Annotated in this window: 18 protein-coding genes, 1 pseudogene and 1 riboswitch; of the genes and pseudogenes, 9 read left to right on the top strand and 10 right to left on the bottom strand. The window is 34.1% G+C overall.

Features of this window, described 5'->3' with window-relative positions; translation table 11 throughout:
- Positions 1-122 precede the first annotated feature (122 nt).
- A riboswitch (SAM riboswitch) is annotated at positions 123-227 on the bottom strand.
- Positions 228-379: 152 nt separating this feature from the next.
- The 5 genes from ACLBXA_RS26950 to modA all read right to left on the bottom strand — a co-directional run bounded on the left by ACLBXA_RS26950 (position 380) and on the right by modA (position 4,983).
- A complete protein-coding gene (locus ACLBXA_RS26950) occupies positions 380-1,213 on the bottom strand; it encodes an aldo/keto reductase (protein ID WP_000176912.1) in 834 nt (277 codons plus the stop codon).
- Between the two features lies 1 nt (position 1,214).
- A complete protein-coding gene (proC, locus tag ACLBXA_RS26945; protein WP_000956241.1) occupies positions 1,215-2,018 on the bottom strand; it encodes a pyrroline-5-carboxylate reductase in 804 nt (267 codons plus the stop codon).
- Positions 2,019-2,345: 327 nt separating this feature from the next.
- Entirely contained in the window at positions 2,346-3,197 is an 852-nt protein-coding gene (locus ACLBXA_RS26940) for a GRP family sugar transporter (protein WP_000353549.1), read from the bottom strand.
- 299 nt (positions 3,198-3,496) lie between these two features.
- Entirely contained in the window at positions 3,497-4,171 is a 675-nt protein-coding gene (gene modB, locus ACLBXA_RS26935) for a molybdate ABC transporter permease subunit (protein ID WP_000020519.1), read from the bottom strand.
- A gap of 5 nt (positions 4,172-4,176) precedes the next feature.
- Positions 4,177-4,983 carry a molybdate ABC transporter substrate-binding protein gene (gene modA / locus ACLBXA_RS26930; RefSeq protein ID WP_001032237.1) on the bottom strand — a complete coding sequence of 269 codons (807 nt, stop codon included), beginning with the start codon at positions 4,981-4,983 and terminating at the stop codon, positions 4,177-4,179.
- Positions 4,984-5,143: 160 nt separating this feature from the next.
- Between modA and ACLBXA_RS26925 the strand changes: the two genes are divergently transcribed.
- Positions 5,144-6,064 carry a substrate-binding domain-containing protein gene (locus ACLBXA_RS26925; RefSeq protein WP_014894850.1) on the top strand — a complete coding sequence of 307 codons (921 nt, stop codon included), beginning with the start codon at positions 5,144-5,146 and terminating at the stop codon, positions 6,062-6,064.
- 63 nt (positions 6,065-6,127) lie between these two features.
- Here the strand turns inward: ACLBXA_RS26925 and ACLBXA_RS26920 are convergent.
- Together ACLBXA_RS26920 and ACLBXA_RS26915 are read right to left on the bottom strand one after the other, a co-directional pair.
- A pseudogene (locus tag ACLBXA_RS26920) lies at positions 6,128-6,208 on the bottom strand (DUF3948 family protein); the annotation flags it as partial.
- Positions 6,209-6,633: 425 nt separating this feature from the next.
- Entirely contained in the window at positions 6,634-7,500 is an 867-nt protein-coding gene (locus ACLBXA_RS26915; protein ID WP_000423024.1) for a LysR family transcriptional regulator, read from the bottom strand.
- Positions 7,501-7,627: 127 nt separating this feature from the next.
- Here ACLBXA_RS26915 and ACLBXA_RS26910 point away from each other — a divergent pair, with 127 nt between their 5' ends.
- Positions 7,628-8,596, top strand: a complete 969-nt coding sequence (locus tag ACLBXA_RS26910) for a DMT family transporter (protein ID WP_002162953.1) — start codon at positions 7,628-7,630, stop codon at positions 8,594-8,596.
- A gap of 21 nt (positions 8,597-8,617) precedes the next feature.
- Entirely contained in the window at positions 8,618-8,758 is a 141-nt protein-coding gene (locus ACLBXA_RS26905) for a YrzO family protein (RefSeq protein WP_000894061.1), read from the top strand.
- A 60-nt stretch (positions 8,759-8,818) separates the two neighbouring features.
- Here ACLBXA_RS26905 and ACLBXA_RS26900 read toward each other — a convergent pair whose 3' ends face one another.
- A complete protein-coding gene (locus ACLBXA_RS26900) occupies positions 8,819-8,914 on the bottom strand; it encodes a DUF3948 family protein (protein WP_001066117.1) in 96 nt (31 codons plus the stop codon).
- A 337-nt stretch (positions 8,915-9,251) separates the two neighbouring features.
- Here ACLBXA_RS26900 and ACLBXA_RS26895 point away from each other — a divergent pair, with 337 nt between their 5' ends.
- The gene (locus ACLBXA_RS26895) at positions 9,252-9,857 is read left to right on the top strand and encodes a lysophospholipid acyltransferase family protein (protein WP_447617598.1); all 606 of its coding nucleotides are present in this window, start codon (positions 9,252-9,254) and stop codon (positions 9,855-9,857) included.
- 72 nt (positions 9,858-9,929) lie between these two features.
- On the opposite strand, the gene ACLBXA_RS26890 is transcribed toward ACLBXA_RS26895, so the two are convergent.
- Positions 9,930-10,025, bottom strand: coding sequence for a DUF3948 family protein (locus ACLBXA_RS26890; protein WP_001060007.1), 96 nt, complete (start codon positions 10,023-10,025; stop codon positions 9,930-9,932).
- A 305-nt stretch (positions 10,026-10,330) separates the two neighbouring features.
- Between ACLBXA_RS26890 and ACLBXA_RS26885 the strand changes: the two genes are divergently transcribed.
- The 5 genes from ACLBXA_RS26885 to ACLBXA_RS26865 all read left to right on the top strand — a co-directional run bounded on the left by ACLBXA_RS26885 (position 10,331) and on the right by ACLBXA_RS26865 (position 14,752).
- Positions 10,331-11,308 (top strand): LacI family DNA-binding transcriptional regulator, encoded by a 978-nt coding sequence (locus ACLBXA_RS26885; RefSeq protein WP_001273902.1) that lies wholly within the window; start codon positions 10,331-10,333, stop codon positions 11,306-11,308.
- A gap of 162 nt (positions 11,309-11,470) precedes the next feature.
- Entirely contained in the window at positions 11,471-11,800 is a 330-nt protein-coding gene (locus ACLBXA_RS26880; protein ID WP_029441448.1) for a PH domain-containing protein, read from the top strand.
- A 118-nt stretch (positions 11,801-11,918) separates the two neighbouring features.
- The gene (locus tag ACLBXA_RS26875) at positions 11,919-12,755 is read left to right on the top strand and encodes a YitT family protein (protein WP_447617597.1); all 837 of its coding nucleotides are present in this window, start codon (positions 11,919-11,921) and stop codon (positions 12,753-12,755) included.
- 138 nt (positions 12,756-12,893) lie between these two features.
- Positions 12,894-13,250, top strand: coding sequence for a YxeA family protein (locus ACLBXA_RS26870; protein WP_000728422.1), 357 nt, complete (start codon positions 12,894-12,896; stop codon positions 13,248-13,250).
- 737 nt (positions 13,251-13,987) lie between these two features.
- The gene (locus ACLBXA_RS26865; RefSeq protein ID WP_447617596.1) at positions 13,988-14,752 is read left to right on the top strand and encodes a TatD family hydrolase; all 765 of its coding nucleotides are present in this window, start codon (positions 13,988-13,990) and stop codon (positions 14,750-14,752) included.
- A gap of 116 nt (positions 14,753-14,868) precedes the next feature.
- On the opposite strand, the gene ACLBXA_RS26860 is transcribed toward ACLBXA_RS26865, so the two are convergent.
- Entirely contained in the window at positions 14,869-16,518 is a 1,650-nt protein-coding gene (locus ACLBXA_RS26860; RefSeq protein ID WP_097891218.1) for a DUF2334 domain-containing protein, read from the bottom strand.
- Positions 16,519-16,635: the final 117 nt, after the last annotated feature.

The following is a 16,635-nucleotide window of genomic DNA, read 5'->3' as shown; positions in this document are numbered from 1 at the left end:
TCCTAAATAATTAAGTTTGGATGATGATGAGGGAAATGAAAAATAAAAAATCCCTCTTTTCATATTGAGAAAGAGGGATTTTTACGTACAAGTTATACACCCGTATATAAACGAAGTCCCTCATTCTATCTTTCAAGCATAAAGCTTGCAGGAAGTGGCACAGTATTCAAAATGAACCTGCTGCCGAGGTTTCAAAGGGCCAGTCCCTCCACCTCTCTTGATACAATGAGTAAACGAATAAATTTTATTAATTTTTGCGTTTCTTTGATAATTCAAAATCTTACACCTTGAACAATGAAGTGTCAACCAAATGGAATATAGTTTAAATTTTCAGTTATCTCAAATGAAAAAACCACTGCATATGGCAGTGGTTTTTCGCTTAGAAGTTAAAGTTATCTGGATCTGGACCAACGCGACGATCTTCATTTAAAGCTTGAATTGCTTTCATATCATCAGCACTTAATTCAAAGTCGAAGATGTTTGCATTTTCAATAATGCGATGTTCTTTAATTGATTTAGGGATTGTTACAACTTCGTTTTGTAAATCCCAGCGTAAAATAATTTGCGCAGTTGATTTATTATATTTTGTCGCAATTTCTTGTAACGTTGGATTATCTAGTAGTTGTCCTTGCATTAATGGTGACCAAGCTTCAAGCTGGATATTATGTTCTTTACAGAAAGCGTGTAACTCTTCTTGTGCTAAACGTGGGTGGTATTCCACTTGGTTGACCATTGGCTTAATTTCAGCAATTTCAAATACGTCTTGTAAGTGGTGAATGTGGAAATTACTCACACCGATAGCGCGAACACGGCCATCTTTATAAAGCTTTTCTAATGCTTTCCATGATTCGGTATATTTCCCTTTTACAGGCCAATGTACTAAATATAAATCTAAATATTCTAGACCTAATTTCTCTAATGTAGTTTCAAATGCTTGAAGTGTTGTTTCATATCCTTGATCGCTATTCCATACTTTTGAGGTAATAAATAATTCTTCACGTGAAACACCGGATTCACGAATCGCTTGTCCAACGCCTTCTTCATTTTGATAGATTGCTGCAGTATCGATGCTGCGGTAGCCATTTTTAATTGCTGCTTTTACAGAATCAATTACTTCTGAACCATCTTCTACTTTAAAAACACCTAAACCAAACCAAGGCATTTTTACACCGTTATGTAATGTTGTATAGTCCTTTAAACTTGTTAAAGTCATATTATTTCCCCCTAGCTTTTTTGTTTGTTGCTTCTACTGCTTTTTGAATTGCCTCTGAAAAATTATATTCATATAAAGTTTTGAGACCCTCAGCTGTGGAACCACCTGGCGTTGTTACTTGTTCGCGGAGGTTAGCTGGATCTTGCGTTTGTTCGAGCATAGAAGCAGAGCCAGAAATCATTTGAATGACAAGATGTTTTGCGGTTTCTTCATCGACTCCATAACTTTTTGTTGCTTCAATCAAGCTTTCAGCAAAGTAATAAAGGAAGGCTGGTGCACTTCCAGTAACTGCAGTAAGCTGATGAACTTCTTCCTCAGTACAAAGTTGCGAAGTACCAATACCTCTTAAAAGCAGTTGCAGGGTTTCTTGATGCATCTCTTTTATTGATTGTCCCATTGTATATAAGGAGATAGACTTTCCAATTTCAGCAGCTGTATTAGGCATAATCCAAGCAACAGGCGTGCCTTTTGGGAGTCTAGCTTCTAAATAAGATGGTCCAATGCCAGCTGCTACTGTTACGACAAGTTGATTTGATATTAACGGAGATAGCTCAGCTAATAACTCTTCATGAGCAGAAGGTGGCATTGCTAAAACAACCGTATCGACAGATGTAACATGCTGCTTCCAATCTGTTGCAGTAGACACATTATATCGATGTTGTAACTGTTTTAGTTTTTCTGCGTTGCTTCGGTTAGAGACGATAATTTCTTCGATGTACTCTTTGCTTGTTTTAAGTAATCCGGAAAATATAGCTTCGGCCATACGACCGGCACCAATAAATAAAATTCGATGTTTAGTTAGCATATCCTTTATTCCTTTCTAGTAGAGATATGTTATAAAAACGATATCATCTTTAAGAGAATTTTGTAAAAAGAAAAGACTTACCGTAGATGGAATGGATAATGAGAAGGCGGAAATTCATGGTAAAGGAAAGGGCTATTACTTATACTGGTTTCTACGTCATACTAATATTAGCTGTTATTAATCTCTTTATATGTGTAGCTGGTTTGCTAGAGTGGAAGAGCAATTATAAGGGGCAAGAACATACAAATAATTATATCTAGAAAATAATTAGAATTGAAAAACCCCTGAAGCATATATGCTTCAGGGGTTTACTGATAGAATATAAGATTATGCTTTTGTCATACCAAGTAATACAGCACCGCCGATAATTAAAACACTGCCTAGTGCAATAAAGATCAATTGACGTTTTGTTTTCTTTTCACCTAAGAAGACAATTGCACCGAATGTTGAGATAACGATTCCAGTTTGAGATAATGGGAAGCTTGTTGCTACTCCGACACGTGGTAATGAAAGAAGTAAGAATAAGTTTCCCGTTCCCCATAGTAAACCGGATAAAGCATTACGAATTGCATATTTGTTAAATGGTTTATGTTTAGACGTCAGTACAACCGCACCAACAAACATACCAACTGCTTGTGGTAAAATAGCAGACCAACCATCGATATTATACCAACGAATAATAATTACATATACAAGATAGCCGAAAGTAGAAACAATTAAAGTAAGAAGTCCTTTTTTCAATTGTCCTGGTGGCTGAGCATTTTCTTTATCATCTAGTGATGTGAATACAACACCAACTACGATTAATAGGATTGCAATCGTTCCCAGAACAATTGTTGTCGTAGTAGTCCATTCACGGAAAGCGATAACCCCAAAGATAGAAGTTGCAACAAGTTGCATACCAGTAGAAATTGTTACGGTAGTTGAAACACCTAGTTTTTCAACTGTTTTTAATTGGTTTACTTGTCCTAAAGCCCAGAATAAACCTGAAATAAAACCAACAATTAAGACTGTCATTGTTAAAGCTGGTTGAGTAAATACATACATAATTGTTGCGAAGAATAGAGCACCGATTGTCATACCTACCGTTTGGCTATATGCACCACCGCCCATTTTTACGCTTACTAATAAGATGTTTCCCCATGCAATTGCAGGAAGAAGCGCTAATAAAATGTCCATTACAAGACTCCCTTCGGTTTCCTATACCAATATAATTACATATCGTTCTAACGATCGGTAATGCCCCACTAATAGAGTAGAAGATTACCGATCGCTAAAACAGGATGAAGAATTCACGATATAAATGCGTTTTCATTTCTTCATTTTTTGAAACACCTCCATATAATAACAGGAAATTGCCTATTTTAGAAAGTGAATTCAAATAAAATGTATATTTCAATAAGAGGTAAAATTCAGTTATTTCCCAACGACTTATTTATTTCCTAAGAAATAAATAAGCAGCTTCCAAAAAAGCTGCTTTAAAGGTTAGTAATTCTTTTGTTAATAAGCTGAATACATAGCAGAAATAGGAGTGACATACTAATAGTGATAACCACAAGTGTCCAGGCGAGTTGCATATTACTTGCGTCAATGGCCATGTAAATTGCAGTTGGGATTGTCTGTGTTTTACCAGGAATGTTCCCGGCAAACATGAGTGTAGCACCAAACTCACCGAGCGCGCGGACAAAGCTCAAAATCATCCCGCTTAGTAATGCAGGAAATGCGAGCGGAAGTGTAACGTGCAGAAAAACTTGATATTCACTTGCGCCAAGGTCACGAGCACTTTCTTCAATTTGTACATTTGCGATAGAAAATCCCGTTTTCGCTGATTGGTACATAAGCGGAAATGCAACAACTGTAGAAGCGATGATCGCAGCGGTAGATGTGAACATAATAGACTGCTGAAATAATGATTCAACCCACCTTCCGATCGGGCTGTTGTTTCCAAAGATGATAATGAGAAAGAAGCCGATAACAGTTGGTGGAAGTACCATTGGTAATAAAAATATGGTTTCTAATAGTACTTTATATCGCCATGAGGAGCGAGCTAGTGCTCGCCCGACAATCGTCCCTAAAATTGTAACGAGAATAGTGGCACACGCAGCTACTCTTAAAGATAGAAAGACAGGCGATATAATAGCATCAATGCTCATAGTAATTACGACAGGACTGTAAATCCATATTTCTTAAAGATAGATTGTGCATCTTTTGACTGCAAATACTCATAAAATGAAGTCGCCTCTTTCTTATGTTTAGATTCCTTTATAACACCTAAAGGATAGTGGATTGGCTCATGAGAAGTAGCTGCTGCTGTTTCACCAATCTTTACTTTATCTGAAATGAGAGCATCTGTTTTGTATACGATACCAGCATCGATATTCCCTGTTTCTACATATGTTAACACTTGGCGAACATCTTTTGTAAATACGACTTTATTTTGAACATCATTCCAAAGGTTTTCGTGTGTTAGAGAAGCCTTTGCATATTTTCCAGCAGGTACAGATTCAGGTGTACCAAGTGCAATTTTTTTGATTTTCTCATCTTTTAAATCTTGAAATTTTGTAAGAGAACTATCTTTAGGGATGACTAGAACTAGTTCATTTCCAAGAAGATTTTTCCCTTCTTTTTCATTAATGAATCCTTTCTTTACAAGGGTTTGGAATTTATCTTCTGCTGCAGAGAAGAATAAATCAGCAGGTGCACCTTGTTCAATTTGTTGTTGAAGTGCTCCAGAAGCACCGAAGTTAAAAGAAAGTTTGATATTTGGCTCTTTTTCTTTATATTGTTTTTCAATTTCTTTTAATGCATCTTGTAAGCTTGCAGCAGCTGAGATAGTCAGTTCAACTGTTTTATCTTCTTTAGCAGCTGACTTTGTATTCTTTTCCCCACTTGTACAAGCAGCACTAAATATAAGAAGGAAAGAAAGTATAAGTGCCCCAATAGAACGTAATGTAAATTTATTCATAAAAAAATCCCCTTTCGTTTTGATATAACTAATTATAACTAATTATAACTAAATATAACTAGTTATAATTGAATATAATTTGAACACATATCTATTTTTAAAAAATAGGAGAAATATTCTTTTCTTTGTTACAATGAAAGGAGAAAGTGAGGAATCGTCTATGGATCATCATTCCTACACAACGGAAGAAGTAGCAAAGCGATTAAAGGTATCAAAATTAACTGTATACGACTTAATTAAAAAAGGAGAACTTCCTTCTTATAGAGTTGGTAGACAGATGCGCATTGATGCAGTGGATTTAGATCAATATATAAAACAAATGAAAACAGGAAAGGTACAAGTTACTCCTGTGAAAAACGATGGTAGTAGTATCTTGAACACGTGTATTATTAGTGGTCAAGAACTAACGTTAGATATGTTAGCTAAACGTATAGAAAATCGTTTGCCAAGTTCTAATGTTTTAAGAGCGTATCAAGGTAGCTTAACAAGTTTAGTGAAAATGTATCAAGGAGAAGGAAGTATCGTTAGTTTGCATTTGTTTGATGGTGAAACGGGTACATATAATGTTCCTTACGTAAAACGCATTTTAGTAGGTCAACCATGTATTATGATTAATTTATTGTCCAGAAATGTAGGGTTTTATGTCCAAAAAGGAAATCCGAAGAAAATAAAGACATGGGCTGACATATCCGGATCCACTATAAAGTTTGTAAATCGAGAAAAGGGTTCTGGTATTAGAGTGTTAGTGGATGAACAATTACGAATCCAAAAATTAAATAAAGCCGATATTAGTGGATATGAATGGGAAGAATCGAATCATCTTGGTGTTGCCACGCAAGTTGCAAATGGAAAAGCTGATGTAGGAGTAGGTTCAGAAAAGTTTTCGCAAATTGTAAATGTGGACTTTATTCCAATCATGAAAGAACAGTATGATTTAGTAATTTTGAAGAATAAAGAAAATGAAGAGCTGATTGAAGTCGTGAAAGACATTCTGCAATCGGAAGAATTTCATAATGAATTAAATGCGATTGGCGGATATGATATTACGAAAATAGGTCAAATTATATATGAAACAAACTAAAAAGCTGCTTGTCTATAAGACGAGCAGCTTTTTCTATATAAAGGGGGTTGGGGATACAAAGTGTTAAACAAGACCTTGAGCAAGTGTGTAAATGAAAGCTGTAAGAAGAGTAGCTCCACTTGCAAGTCCGATAAAATGAAACTTTAATCAGTGAGGGCGGGGTATCCCTCGCTGATTATTAGTTGAACCAATCGGGCTTTTACGGGCAGTTGAACCTAAACCTAACTTCTTTGATTTCGCTGAATTTTGAAGTGGGAGTCTTACTGCCCGTTAATGCGGGGTAAAGTCTGATTTTTTGAAAGTAATGTTGTTCATTATAATCTCTCCTTATTTGTTTAATGTAGTTGCAACAGCTTTTGCATCGATAAGTGCGGATAGCACCATGCCCATTGTATGTAAAAATTTATTTGATTTCATATTGTTCATCATGCGTATCCGCTCCTTTTCGAATTGTTGTTGCCCTGCTTATGTCTTAATTATAGGAAATATGTCCACTTGCAACTATCGAATTAGCTTACGAAAGACTTACACTTTTGTAAGAAAAAAAGACATTCATGTAAGAATGTCTTTCACAGCATATTAATATGATGATGTTCTTCAATTGTTTTTAAAAAACTACGCATTGAATTCGTCATATAGCTATCTTTGCGGCGTATGAAAACCGTTGAAATACTGCCGTATTTTTCAGGGATTGCATGACAATGTACCTTACCTGCTTTAGAAAGATGATGGACAGCAGACTGTGGTACGAGTGTAATTCCGAGGCCAAGTGCAACGCTGTTTAATATTGTCTCTAATATATTGAATTCCATAATTCTTTTTGGTAGCAAACCTTCGTCTTTCAGCCATCGTTCTAATTTGGAACGGTATCCACATCCTTGGTTAAAAACGAGTAGAGGCGTTGTTGTAAATTCTTCTATATGAAAAGCTTTATTTTGTGTTACAAGCATTAATTTCTCTGTACTAACATCGTATTGTTCGATGAGTGGATGTTTAATAGGACCTGATATAAAGGCGCCATCTAATTGATGATCAAGTACTTCTCTAATTAATTCTTCTGTTAGACCCGCTTGTAATGATAAATCGACATTCGGATAGCTTTTATAGTAAGAAGATAAAATGGTAGGTAATGTACTTACTGTTTCTACTGTACCGATTTTTAATATACCGGAGGGTGTTTCACTATCTAAAAATACTTGTTTTAGTTCGTCGACATCTTGCAAAATTTTATTAACATAAACGAGCATTTTTCTTCCTTCAGCTGTTAAAGTCATCCCTCGTTTATGGCGGTAAAAGAGCGGGGTTTTTAATTCGTTTTCTAGTTGTTTAATACGTGCAGTTACATTTGATTGTACATAATTTAATTCCTTTGCTGCGTTACTTACACTACCCTGGTCGGCAACGCTTTTAAAGATTTGTAAGTCTCTTAATTCCATTTTGTAATCCCCCTTGATGTTAACTATCATTATAAATGATAGTTAACATCATTTTGAATCATTTTACGTGATATATTTTTTCTTTTACAATTCTCTTTGTGCAAATAGAAAGAAACGGGGGATTGCGGTGAGAAGAGGTCAAATGATAATAGGGGCTTTAGCGTGTTTAATTGCGAGTATGTCATGGGGAGCGATGTTTCCGGTTGCTGATCATGCGCTAGAATACATAGATCCATTTTATTTTTCGCTTATTCGTTATGGAGCAGTGGCGATAATGCTGATTGTATTGTTGTTAATGAAAGAAGGAAAACAGGCATTTCGTTTAGAGGGAAGAGGAAAGTTACTCGTCTTTTTTGGAACGATGGCATTTACAGTATATAATGTCCTCATATTTTTAGGGCAAATGTTAATGGGTAAGTCGGGTGTAATGGTAGCTTCCATTATGGAATCACTTATGCCGATGATTTCTATTTGTATTTTATGGGGATATAAGCATATAAAACCGAAGAAGTATATGATAACGAGTATGGTTATTGCTTTTGTAGGAGCTGTGTTTGTTATTACAAAAGGTGACATAAGTTTCTTTGTAACATTGAAAGATAATATGTTCCCATTAGCATTTATATTTATTGGTGTTGTAGGCTGGGTTATTTATACGATGGGTGGTCAAACGTGTAGTGATTGGTCAACATTACGTTATTCTACGTTGACGTGTGTATTCGGTACGACTGTTACAGGAATTATAACGGTAATTATTACGTCGCTTGGATATGTTTCAGTTCCTAGTATGGGAACGATTTCTATTGTGAAGTATGATTTGTTATTTATGATGACATTGCCAGGTATTGTAGCGCTACTTGCTTGGAACTACGGTGTGAAAATTTTATCATCCATTAATGGGATTTTATTTATTAATTTTGTACCAATTACGACTTTAGTTATTATGATGATGCAAGGGTATCAGATCACAATGTTTGATATTATAGGGACTGTACTTGTTATTGCAGCACTTATTCGCAATAACGTTTGCCAGAGAAAAGAAGAAAATATAAATAAGAGAGTTTTACAAGAAGAACAATTACGTCAAGCTGTTTAATAGGCAAATGGAGGATTTCACATGTTAGAAAGTTTATTGTTTTTCTTCGCCATCGGAGTTGCCTGTGAGCTTGCAGCAATTAATCGAAATGGTCGTAAAAAGATAAAACAACAAGCTGAGCTGATACAGCTTTTAAAAGAGTTGAAAGAAAGAAAAAATTAAAAAGACGACCGGGCATAGACGGTCGTCTTTTTCTATATAAAGGGGAAAGGGGACACAAAATTATACAAGCGTAGCAGCGTAAATGAAAGCAGTAAGAAGAAGAGAGCCGCTAGCTAATCCTAAAAAATCTAATTTGTTAAAAGTACTGTTATTCATAATACATTCTCCTTACTTGTTTAATGTAGAAGAAACAGCTTTTGCATCGAAAAGAGCTGATAATACCATGCCCATTGTATTTAAGAAATTGTTCGTTTTCATTTTGTTCATCATATTAATCCACTTCTTTTCGAATAATTGTTGCCCTGTTTCTGACTTAATTGTATGAAATATAGTAAGAAGTAACTATCGAATTAGCTTACAAGAAAATTACACTTTTGTAAGAATTGAAATTTAACAATTCATACTTAATTTTATTACCAACTCCTAAAACTTAGTGTTATAATTGTTATAAGAATATGATTATACTTCGGATGTTTAGAAAGGAACGAAACAAATGTATAAACCAATTACATTTTTGTTGAAATATATATTTAAAACAGCTGGAAAAGTAGAAGTACAAGGGAGAGAAAAGCTACCAGAAGGTGGACCGTATGTTGTTGCATGTACACATACAAGTTTTATGGATGTATTAATGTTAGCTACAGGGATGTATCCAACTCAAATTCATTACATGGCCAAAAAAGAATTATTTGAAGGGAAATTCAAAAAATGGTTCTTTAAAAATGTAAATGCATTCCCTGTAGATCGTGCGAACCCAGGACCAAGTACACTTAAAATTCCATCACGTTTATTAAAAGAAGGAAAGGTAGTAGGGATTTTTCCGAGTGGAACGAGATCAGCGGAAGATGTTTCATTAAAAGCGGGTGCTGTGACAATTGCGATGCGTTCTAATGTTCCGTTAGTACCAGCAGCTTATGTTGGTCCATCAAGTGTAAAAGAATTAATAAAGGGGAAAAAGGCACAATTGATTTTTGGAGATCCAATTCAAATTGAGGCTGGAGAACAAATAGATCGAAAAACCGCTATGAAAATGATCACAGATCAATTAAATGAGAAGTTTGAGGAGTTAAAAGAAGCTTTGCAATCAAATCAAAAATAAGAAAAGACGACCGGGCATAGACGGTCGTCTTTTCTATTACTATTTATAATAAAGGGGAAAGGGGACACAAAGTTATACAAGCGTAGCGGCGTAAATAAAAGCAGTAAGAAGAAGCGAGCCACTAGCTAGTCCTAAAAAATCTAATTTGTTAAAAGTGATGTTATTCATAATACATTCTCCTTACTTGTTTAATGTAGAAGCAACAGCTTTTGCGTCGATAAGAGCGGAAAATACCATGCCCATTGTATTTAAGAAATTGTTTGTTTTCATTTTGTTCATCACATTAATCCGCTCCTTTTCGAATAGTTGTTACCCTGTTTCTGACTCAATTGTATGAAATGTTGCGGAAAGTCACTATCGAATTAGCTTACAGAAAAATTACACTTTTGTAAGAGAAACGAATGAAGGTGTAATGATAAGAAGATTTGACATATGTTCATGAGATTCATTAAGTTAAAGGTAGAGGTGAGTGTATGGCTAATATTAAAGATATTGCAAAGATGGCGGGAGTTTCAGTTACGACTGTTTCGAGAGTGTTGAATGATCACCCATATGTAAGTGAAGAAAAAAGAAAAGCGGTTATAGAGATAGTTGAGAAATTGAATTACTCGCAAAACGCAAATGCTGTTCATTTATCAAAAGGAAAAACGAATATTGTTGGTGTGATTTTACCGTATATTAATCATCCGTGTTTTGATGCGATGGTGAGCGGAATGATGGAGACTGCGTTAGCGCATAATTACAGGGTGCTACTTTGCCAAACGAATTATAATAAAAAAGAAGAAATGAAAAGTTTACATATGTTAAAAACAAAACAATTGGATGGTCTTATTATTTGTTCACGTGCAAATGATTGGGAAACGATAGAACCGTATGCTTCTTACGGCGCAATAATTGCTTGTGAAGACAATGATATTTCAAACATCTCAAGTGTATATACGAATCATTCAGCGGCCTTTCAATTAGGAATGGATTATTTGATTGAGAAAGGTTATAAAAAAATTGGTTATTGTACGGGAAGAAAATTAGGGCCGAGTAGTCAAAAGCGTTTTGATGTTTATAAACAGCAATTGCAATCTATAGACGAAGATGTTAATGAAGAATGGATTTTTACAGAATGTTTTACACTAGAAGATGGTGTGAAAGTAGCTCATAAGTTAAAAGAGATGCAGGATCTTCCTGAAGCATTAATAGTAGCAGGTGATGAGGTTGCGATTGGTGTTATGACAGAGGTTGAAAAATTAGGCATTCAAGTTCCTGAGGATTTAGCAATTATTGGCTTTGATAATCAACCTATCTCACAAGTGTTACAACTGACAACTATTGATCAAAATTTAAAGGAGATAGGGAAAACTGCTTTTGAAATGTTGCATAGAAAAGTGAATGACGAGAGTTCTGAACAAGAAAAGCTGGAAATTCCATACGAACTTGTGGAACGCTCTACAGTTTAATCTTAATCCGTTATGTGTATAATCGCATAACGGATTATTTTTTTTGAAATATCTTTGACAGGAAACGCGTTTCATACTTTATAAAGGAGTTAAACCGGTTTGTAATAATCCATGGATTCTTTTCAAGTGTTAATGCAATGAATAGAATTTGGAGGAATATGCATGAATGAACTTTTATCGAGTATGAAAAAGTATGTAGATGATGATGAAAAGATTCTGGCTTTTGTGGTAGGGATATTTGAGAAGGATAATTTTATATTATCGTATCAACATGGGGTTTTTGTTGCCACTACTAGGCGTCTCCTTTTTTACGGGAAATTTCCGTACTATTCTTCAACATTTAAAGAGTATTCATATTTGCATATAGATAGCATAGATTTTCATCCGTATTTTGAATTTACTTGTAATCATGAAACCATTCGCGCTAAGTATATTCAGAAAGGGAATGTGGAGCAATTTGTCCGTGCAGTTAGAGCAAATATGAATAATTAATCAACCCTCTGTTTAAACATAATATTTCAATTTTTAAGAGAGAAAATGCGGAATAAAAACCACTTCTAAACCTCTAGGAGATAGTGATACAATGTCAAATGGGGGGAGGGTATGAACTATGGTTAATCAACGTATAAAGGAAATAACACTAATTACAATTGGTTCATTATTATTCGCAATTGGTATTAATTACTTTGCAATTCCAAACCGTTTATCGGAAGGTGGAATTATTGGTTTAACGGTTGTTACGTACTACTTATTTGATTGGTCACCAGGAATTGTGAACTTTGCTATAAATGCAATTTTACTAGCTGTTGGTTATAAATTTTTTGATAAGAAAACAATGATTTATACAATTTTAGGGATTGTAGAAACATCTTTGTTTTTATACGTTACAGAACATATTGAATATCATGTAAATAGTGATACATTATTAGCAGCTTTATTTGCTGGCTTATTTGTTGGTATTGGATTAGGCTGTATGTTCAAAGCCGGAGGTACATCGGGAGGATCAGCAATCTTAGCTCAGTTAGCAAATCAATATTTAGGTTGGAGCGTAGGTAAAGGCGTACTAATTATTGATATTGTTGTAATTGCTGGTTCTGTATTTATAATAGGGCAAGAAAAGGCAATGTATACACTTGTAGCTGTGTTCATCGGAGCGAAGGTGATTGATTTCATTGTAGAAGGAATGGATACAAAAACGGCTGTTACGATTATTTCGAATCAACCAGATTTAATTCGTGAGGCTATTACGAAAAATATGACACGCGGTGTTACTGTATTAGAAGGGCGCGGCGGATATACTGGTAAAAATAAAGAAGTTTTATATGTTGTTATTAATAAACAAGAGCTTGTTAAGTTAAAACAAGTTATTAGCTGGGTAGATGAAGATGCTTTCGTTGTTATACATGATGTACGTGATGTACTTGGCGGTGGCTTTAAAGCAAGCTAAAAGGTGAACGAGTAAATTCGTTCACCTTTTTTAATTCTTACAAAAATGTAAGTGTAATGTAATGAGATTAAATAGTAGATTTTATTCCCCCTTTTTAAAATGGATGTATATATATCCTGCAGAGGAGGAATGTTTATTATGAAGAAAAAAATGATCACTACTATAATAGCGATGATAGTAATAGTAGTAATGTTACTGCCTACGAAACTTGGGCCGGTTATCGATAAATATAATCCATTTTATAAGACGAAAGAATACTATACGGTTGTGAATACAATTGGTCAGCATATTGGTGATGAGTGGTATGAATATGAATTTATTGCATTCGATGAACGTGGTAGAGAGCAGAAAATAAAGAAAACGGTTAAGCATATGTTAAAGAGAGATGAAGCATTAAAGGTTTTTGCAAAAGGACGTTACGGTGAATCGATTGAAGAGATTGAGGTTGCAAATATTCCTATAAATGCGAAGAGCAAACTTTTAACGATGAGATAGTAAAATATACCCCCAGCTATTTTTTGTCGAAAATAAAAATACTGGGTAAGGGTATTTTTGGGATTAACAAAAAAGCCTTAGTACATATAGACTAAGGCTTTTTTATTATATAAAGGGGAAGGGGGTACATTGTAGTAGCATAGGTGAAAGGGATAAGAAGAGTAGCTACTAGCAATGTAATTTGGTTATGTGAGTGTTCTTCTTATTTGGCTTACTTTCTAACGTTATTGTACGAAATATAAGTAAGGGGAACTATCGAATTACATTACACATAACTTACAAACATGTAAGCCTTCTGTAATGTAATTCGATAGTTAAAAGATAGTAATTTTCATATAGTATAACTAGAAAGCCTCAATGTATTACTTTCTGTTTGTAATGAAGAATGAAAAACCAACTAATTTTTAATAATCCTCATCTGAATAAAGATGGGGATCTTTTTTAAAACCTTACAACATTGTAAGGTTTACGTAAGTTAATTCGATAGTAAATTTGTCATATTTTTTGCATAATAGATACAGATAGAAAAATAATTAGGGATCTAGTAAGAAGGGAGAAAAATGGGATGCGTAAAGAAGAAGTAGTGAAGTTACCAATTAAAGATTTCTGTAGCTACTTTACTGTTGCCGTAGTGTGTATTGGATTATTTGATATCATAACAAACTTAATTGTTAAATAATATAGATGCTAAAACAAGAAAGGAAGTCCTTTCTTGTTTTTTTTATGGGGGCATAAAGATGAAATGGATTGATAGTCATATACATGTTGATCAATATAAGGATGAAGAGAAGAGCAGATTACTAAAAGAGGTGGGAAATAGTAATGAAATAAAGGGGCTTATTGCAGTATCTATAAATTATCACTCTTGTAAGGAAACGTTATCTTTAGCGAAGAAGTATCCTTTTATATATCCAGCGATAGGGTTTCATCCAGAGCAACAGATTCATAAAGAGGAGTGTGAACAGATTTATCAACTTATTGAACAGAACGCAGAGGGAATTGTTGCGATTGGTGAAGTAGGTTTGCCCTATTATTTGAGAAAAGAAGATGAAAGGATTGCTGCAGATCCATACATAGCTGTATTGAAAAAATTTATAGAACTAGCTAGTAAGTATAATTTGCCGATTGTATTACACGTAGTTTATGAAGATGCTGACATTGTATGTGATTTGCTAGAGAAATATAAAGTTTCACGTGCACACTTCCATTGGTTTAAAGGAAGCGATGAAACAATGAAACGGATGATGAGAAATGGTTATTATATTTCGATTACACCGGATGTTTTACATAAGGAGAAGATTAGAAAAATCGTTTCGTATTATCCGCTTGAATATATGATGGTAGAAACAGATGGACCGTGGGAATTTCAAGAGGGTGTTATAACGCATCCAAGAATGATTCGAGAGGTATTAAAGGAAATTAGTTCTATAAAAAACATATCCATCGATAAGGTCGCAGAAACAATATATGAAAATACAAGTCGATTTTATTTGAAAGGATAGGAGAATTATAGTTTTAATCATGTAACGGAAAAAGTAAAAGTTGAATTTATTTAATAAAATGCCACGGTTTGATATAGGACAAAAAACCACCAAGCGTTCCGCTCGGTGGTTTTGTATTAGGATTCTAATTTTTTCGCGCGTTTTAATAATAAAAGAAAGACAATAATAACGAATCCTAGTATAAGGAAGAAGCCATATTGCTTTATATAATCAATTATGTCATTTGCACTTGTTGGTTTTTTAACGTGAATGCCTTCTTTATTCGTAGTAATATGAATATCTTTCATTTTTACTTCATTCTTTTCCTTTTGTAAATCAATCCATTCTATATTTGGAATACTTTCTAGATCCTTTAACACTTCTTTTAATGGTTTCACACCTAAGTAAGGATGATAGAATGCTCCAATAATCCCATCGGATAATTTAGCAACAGATAAAGCATTTTCTTTCATTTTAGCAATAGCTTGTGGCTTATCTTCTTCAATAAAACCGACTGTTTCAGGCATTAATTTCATTCCATGTAGAAATGATGGTGTACTTCTATATGCTGGAGAGTGCATGGATTTCCAAGTTGTATCACTTAACTGTAGTTGTCCTACATAAGTTGAAAAGTATCTTGATAATATTTCATACCCTTTTTGAGACATTGTGTAATGAGGTGCTTCAAAGGCGACAGGATATAGTTTAGCATCTACAAGTTCTTGAATCCCCTTTTCGATATGATCTGTCGTATATTTTTCCTCAAACTCTTCCCCTTTTTTTACATATTGGTTATATGACTCTATATTTGGAAATTCATCTTTTGTCTTCGGTTTTTCATGTTTCGGTTGGCGAATTGGTTGATCCGTCTTTACGTCCCAAAATTCAAAACCTTCCCCAGTTTCACTATCATAAAATTGATGAGTGTAACCATGCATAATAATCGCTGCGCCATCATCTTGCATAGAGCGTAAAAGATCGACTAGTTCGGATTTATCTTTTAAATGTAGTGTTTTACCTGTATCTGGATCTGTATATACAGGAATAACAGTGATCATGTAAGGAATCTTCTTCTCTTTTAGTAATTCAGCAATTTCTTTCAATTGATTTATATCTGCTGCTGGGTGAACATCCTCAAGACGTAAATAAGCTAATTTTTTATTTGTTTCGGGTTTTTGCTGAAAATAAGAAAATAGGCTTTCGCCAATATAATAAGATATCCAATCAAAGAGGTTAGAAGTTGCTACATAATAAGAATTATTTTGCTGTACAATTAATGGATAAGTATTATTTCCTCTTAAAGCATGGGCGAGAATTGTTCCATTTGTGTCAAGTTGTTTAATTGTTCTTTCTTCTTCTAATATATTCTTTAGTTTACGTGTTGGATATTCAATTGTATCAGAGTTTATATCTTCATTTTTAAGTGTGATAAATGAAAAACGATTAGATAACTGTTCTATATTTTGACCTAAAACTAGTAATGGTCCTGGGAATCCTTCTAGAAATTTCTTTGCTTCAGTAGAAAGTTCTTCTTGTTTTTCACTCATGTAAATAACATGTGTATACGAAGATTTATCAGTTATTTCAGCTAACTGTTTTATGTTTTTAATTGTTATATTATTAGTGAAATGTCCTACTTGTGTATTAAGTATTTGGATATCACTTGTAATTTGATCATCGTTTGAACTGTATAAAATAAGGGTTTTTGGTTGTTCGGTTTTTTGTGCGGAAATAGGGACAGGAATTAATAGTAGTAAACTAAATAAGAGTAACAGCCATTTTTTCATATTATTATTCTCCTAGTTTATATTTAGAATTCAATTTACAATTATATACAATAAATGCGTTATAGTCTATGAAAGTTACATTTTTGCACGTATTTACCAGCTGTTTTTTCACAAAAT

This window comes from Bacillus sp. D48C (assembly GCF_053345735.1).
Note: the sequence above shows the minus strand (reverse complement) of the source record. Positions and strands in the feature narration are given on the sequence as shown.

What these genes read in the sequence shown, in the direction of transcription:
- ACLBXA_RS26950 (WP_000176912.1), bottom strand. Translation starts at nt 1,213, where the DNA reads ATGACTTTAACAAGTTTAAAGGACTATACAACATTACATAACGGTGTA.
- proC (WP_000956241.1), bottom strand. Translation starts at nt 2,018, where the DNA reads ATGCTAACTAAACATCGAATTTTATTTATTGGTGCCGGTCGTATGGCC.
- ACLBXA_RS26940 (WP_000353549.1), bottom strand. Translation starts at nt 3,197, where the DNA reads ATGGACATTTTATTAGCGCTTCTTCCTGCAATTGCATGGGGAAACATC.
- modB (WP_000020519.1), bottom strand. Translation starts at nt 4,171, where the DNA reads ATGAGCATTGATGCTATTATATCGCCTGTCTTTCTATCTTTAAGAGTA.
- modA (WP_001032237.1), bottom strand. Translation starts at nt 4,983, where the DNA reads ATGAATAAATTTACATTACGTTCTATTGGGGCACTTATACTTTCTTTC.
- ACLBXA_RS26925 (WP_014894850.1), top strand. Translation starts at nt 5,144, where the DNA reads ATGGATCATCATTCCTACACAACGGAAGAAGTAGCAAAGCGATTAAAG.
- ACLBXA_RS26915 (WP_000423024.1), bottom strand. Translation starts at nt 7,500, where the DNA reads ATGGAATTAAGAGACTTACAAATCTTTAAAAGCGTTGCCGACCAGGGT.
- ACLBXA_RS26905 (WP_000894061.1), top strand. Translation starts at nt 8,618, where the DNA reads ATGTTAGAAAGTTTATTGTTTTTCTTCGCCATCGGAGTTGCCTGTGAG.
- ACLBXA_RS26900 (WP_001066117.1), bottom strand. Translation starts at nt 8,914, where the DNA reads ATGAATAACAGTACTTTTAACAAATTAGATTTTTTAGGATTAGCTAGC.
- ACLBXA_RS26895 (WP_447617598.1), top strand. Translation starts at nt 9,252, where the DNA reads ATGTATAAACCAATTACATTTTTGTTGAAATATATATTTAAAACAGCT.
- ACLBXA_RS26890 (WP_001060007.1), bottom strand. Translation starts at nt 10,025, where the DNA reads ATGAATAACATCACTTTTAACAAATTAGATTTTTTAGGACTAGCTAGT.
- ACLBXA_RS26885 (WP_001273902.1), top strand. Translation starts at nt 10,331, where the DNA reads ATGGCTAATATTAAAGATATTGCAAAGATGGCGGGAGTTTCAGTTACG.
- ACLBXA_RS26880 (WP_029441448.1), top strand. Translation starts at nt 11,471, where the DNA reads ATGAATGAACTTTTATCGAGTATGAAAAAGTATGTAGATGATGATGAA.
- ACLBXA_RS26875 (WP_447617597.1), top strand. Translation starts at nt 11,919, where the DNA reads ATGGTTAATCAACGTATAAAGGAAATAACACTAATTACAATTGGTTCA.
- ACLBXA_RS26870 (WP_000728422.1), top strand. Translation starts at nt 12,894, where the DNA reads ATGAAGAAAAAAATGATCACTACTATAATAGCGATGATAGTAATAGTA.
- ACLBXA_RS26865 (WP_447617596.1), top strand. Translation starts at nt 13,988, where the DNA reads ATGAAATGGATTGATAGTCATATACATGTTGATCAATATAAGGATGAA.
- ACLBXA_RS26860 (WP_097891218.1), bottom strand. Translation starts at nt 16,518, where the DNA reads ATGAAAAAATGGCTGTTACTCTTATTTAGTTTACTACTATTAATTCCT.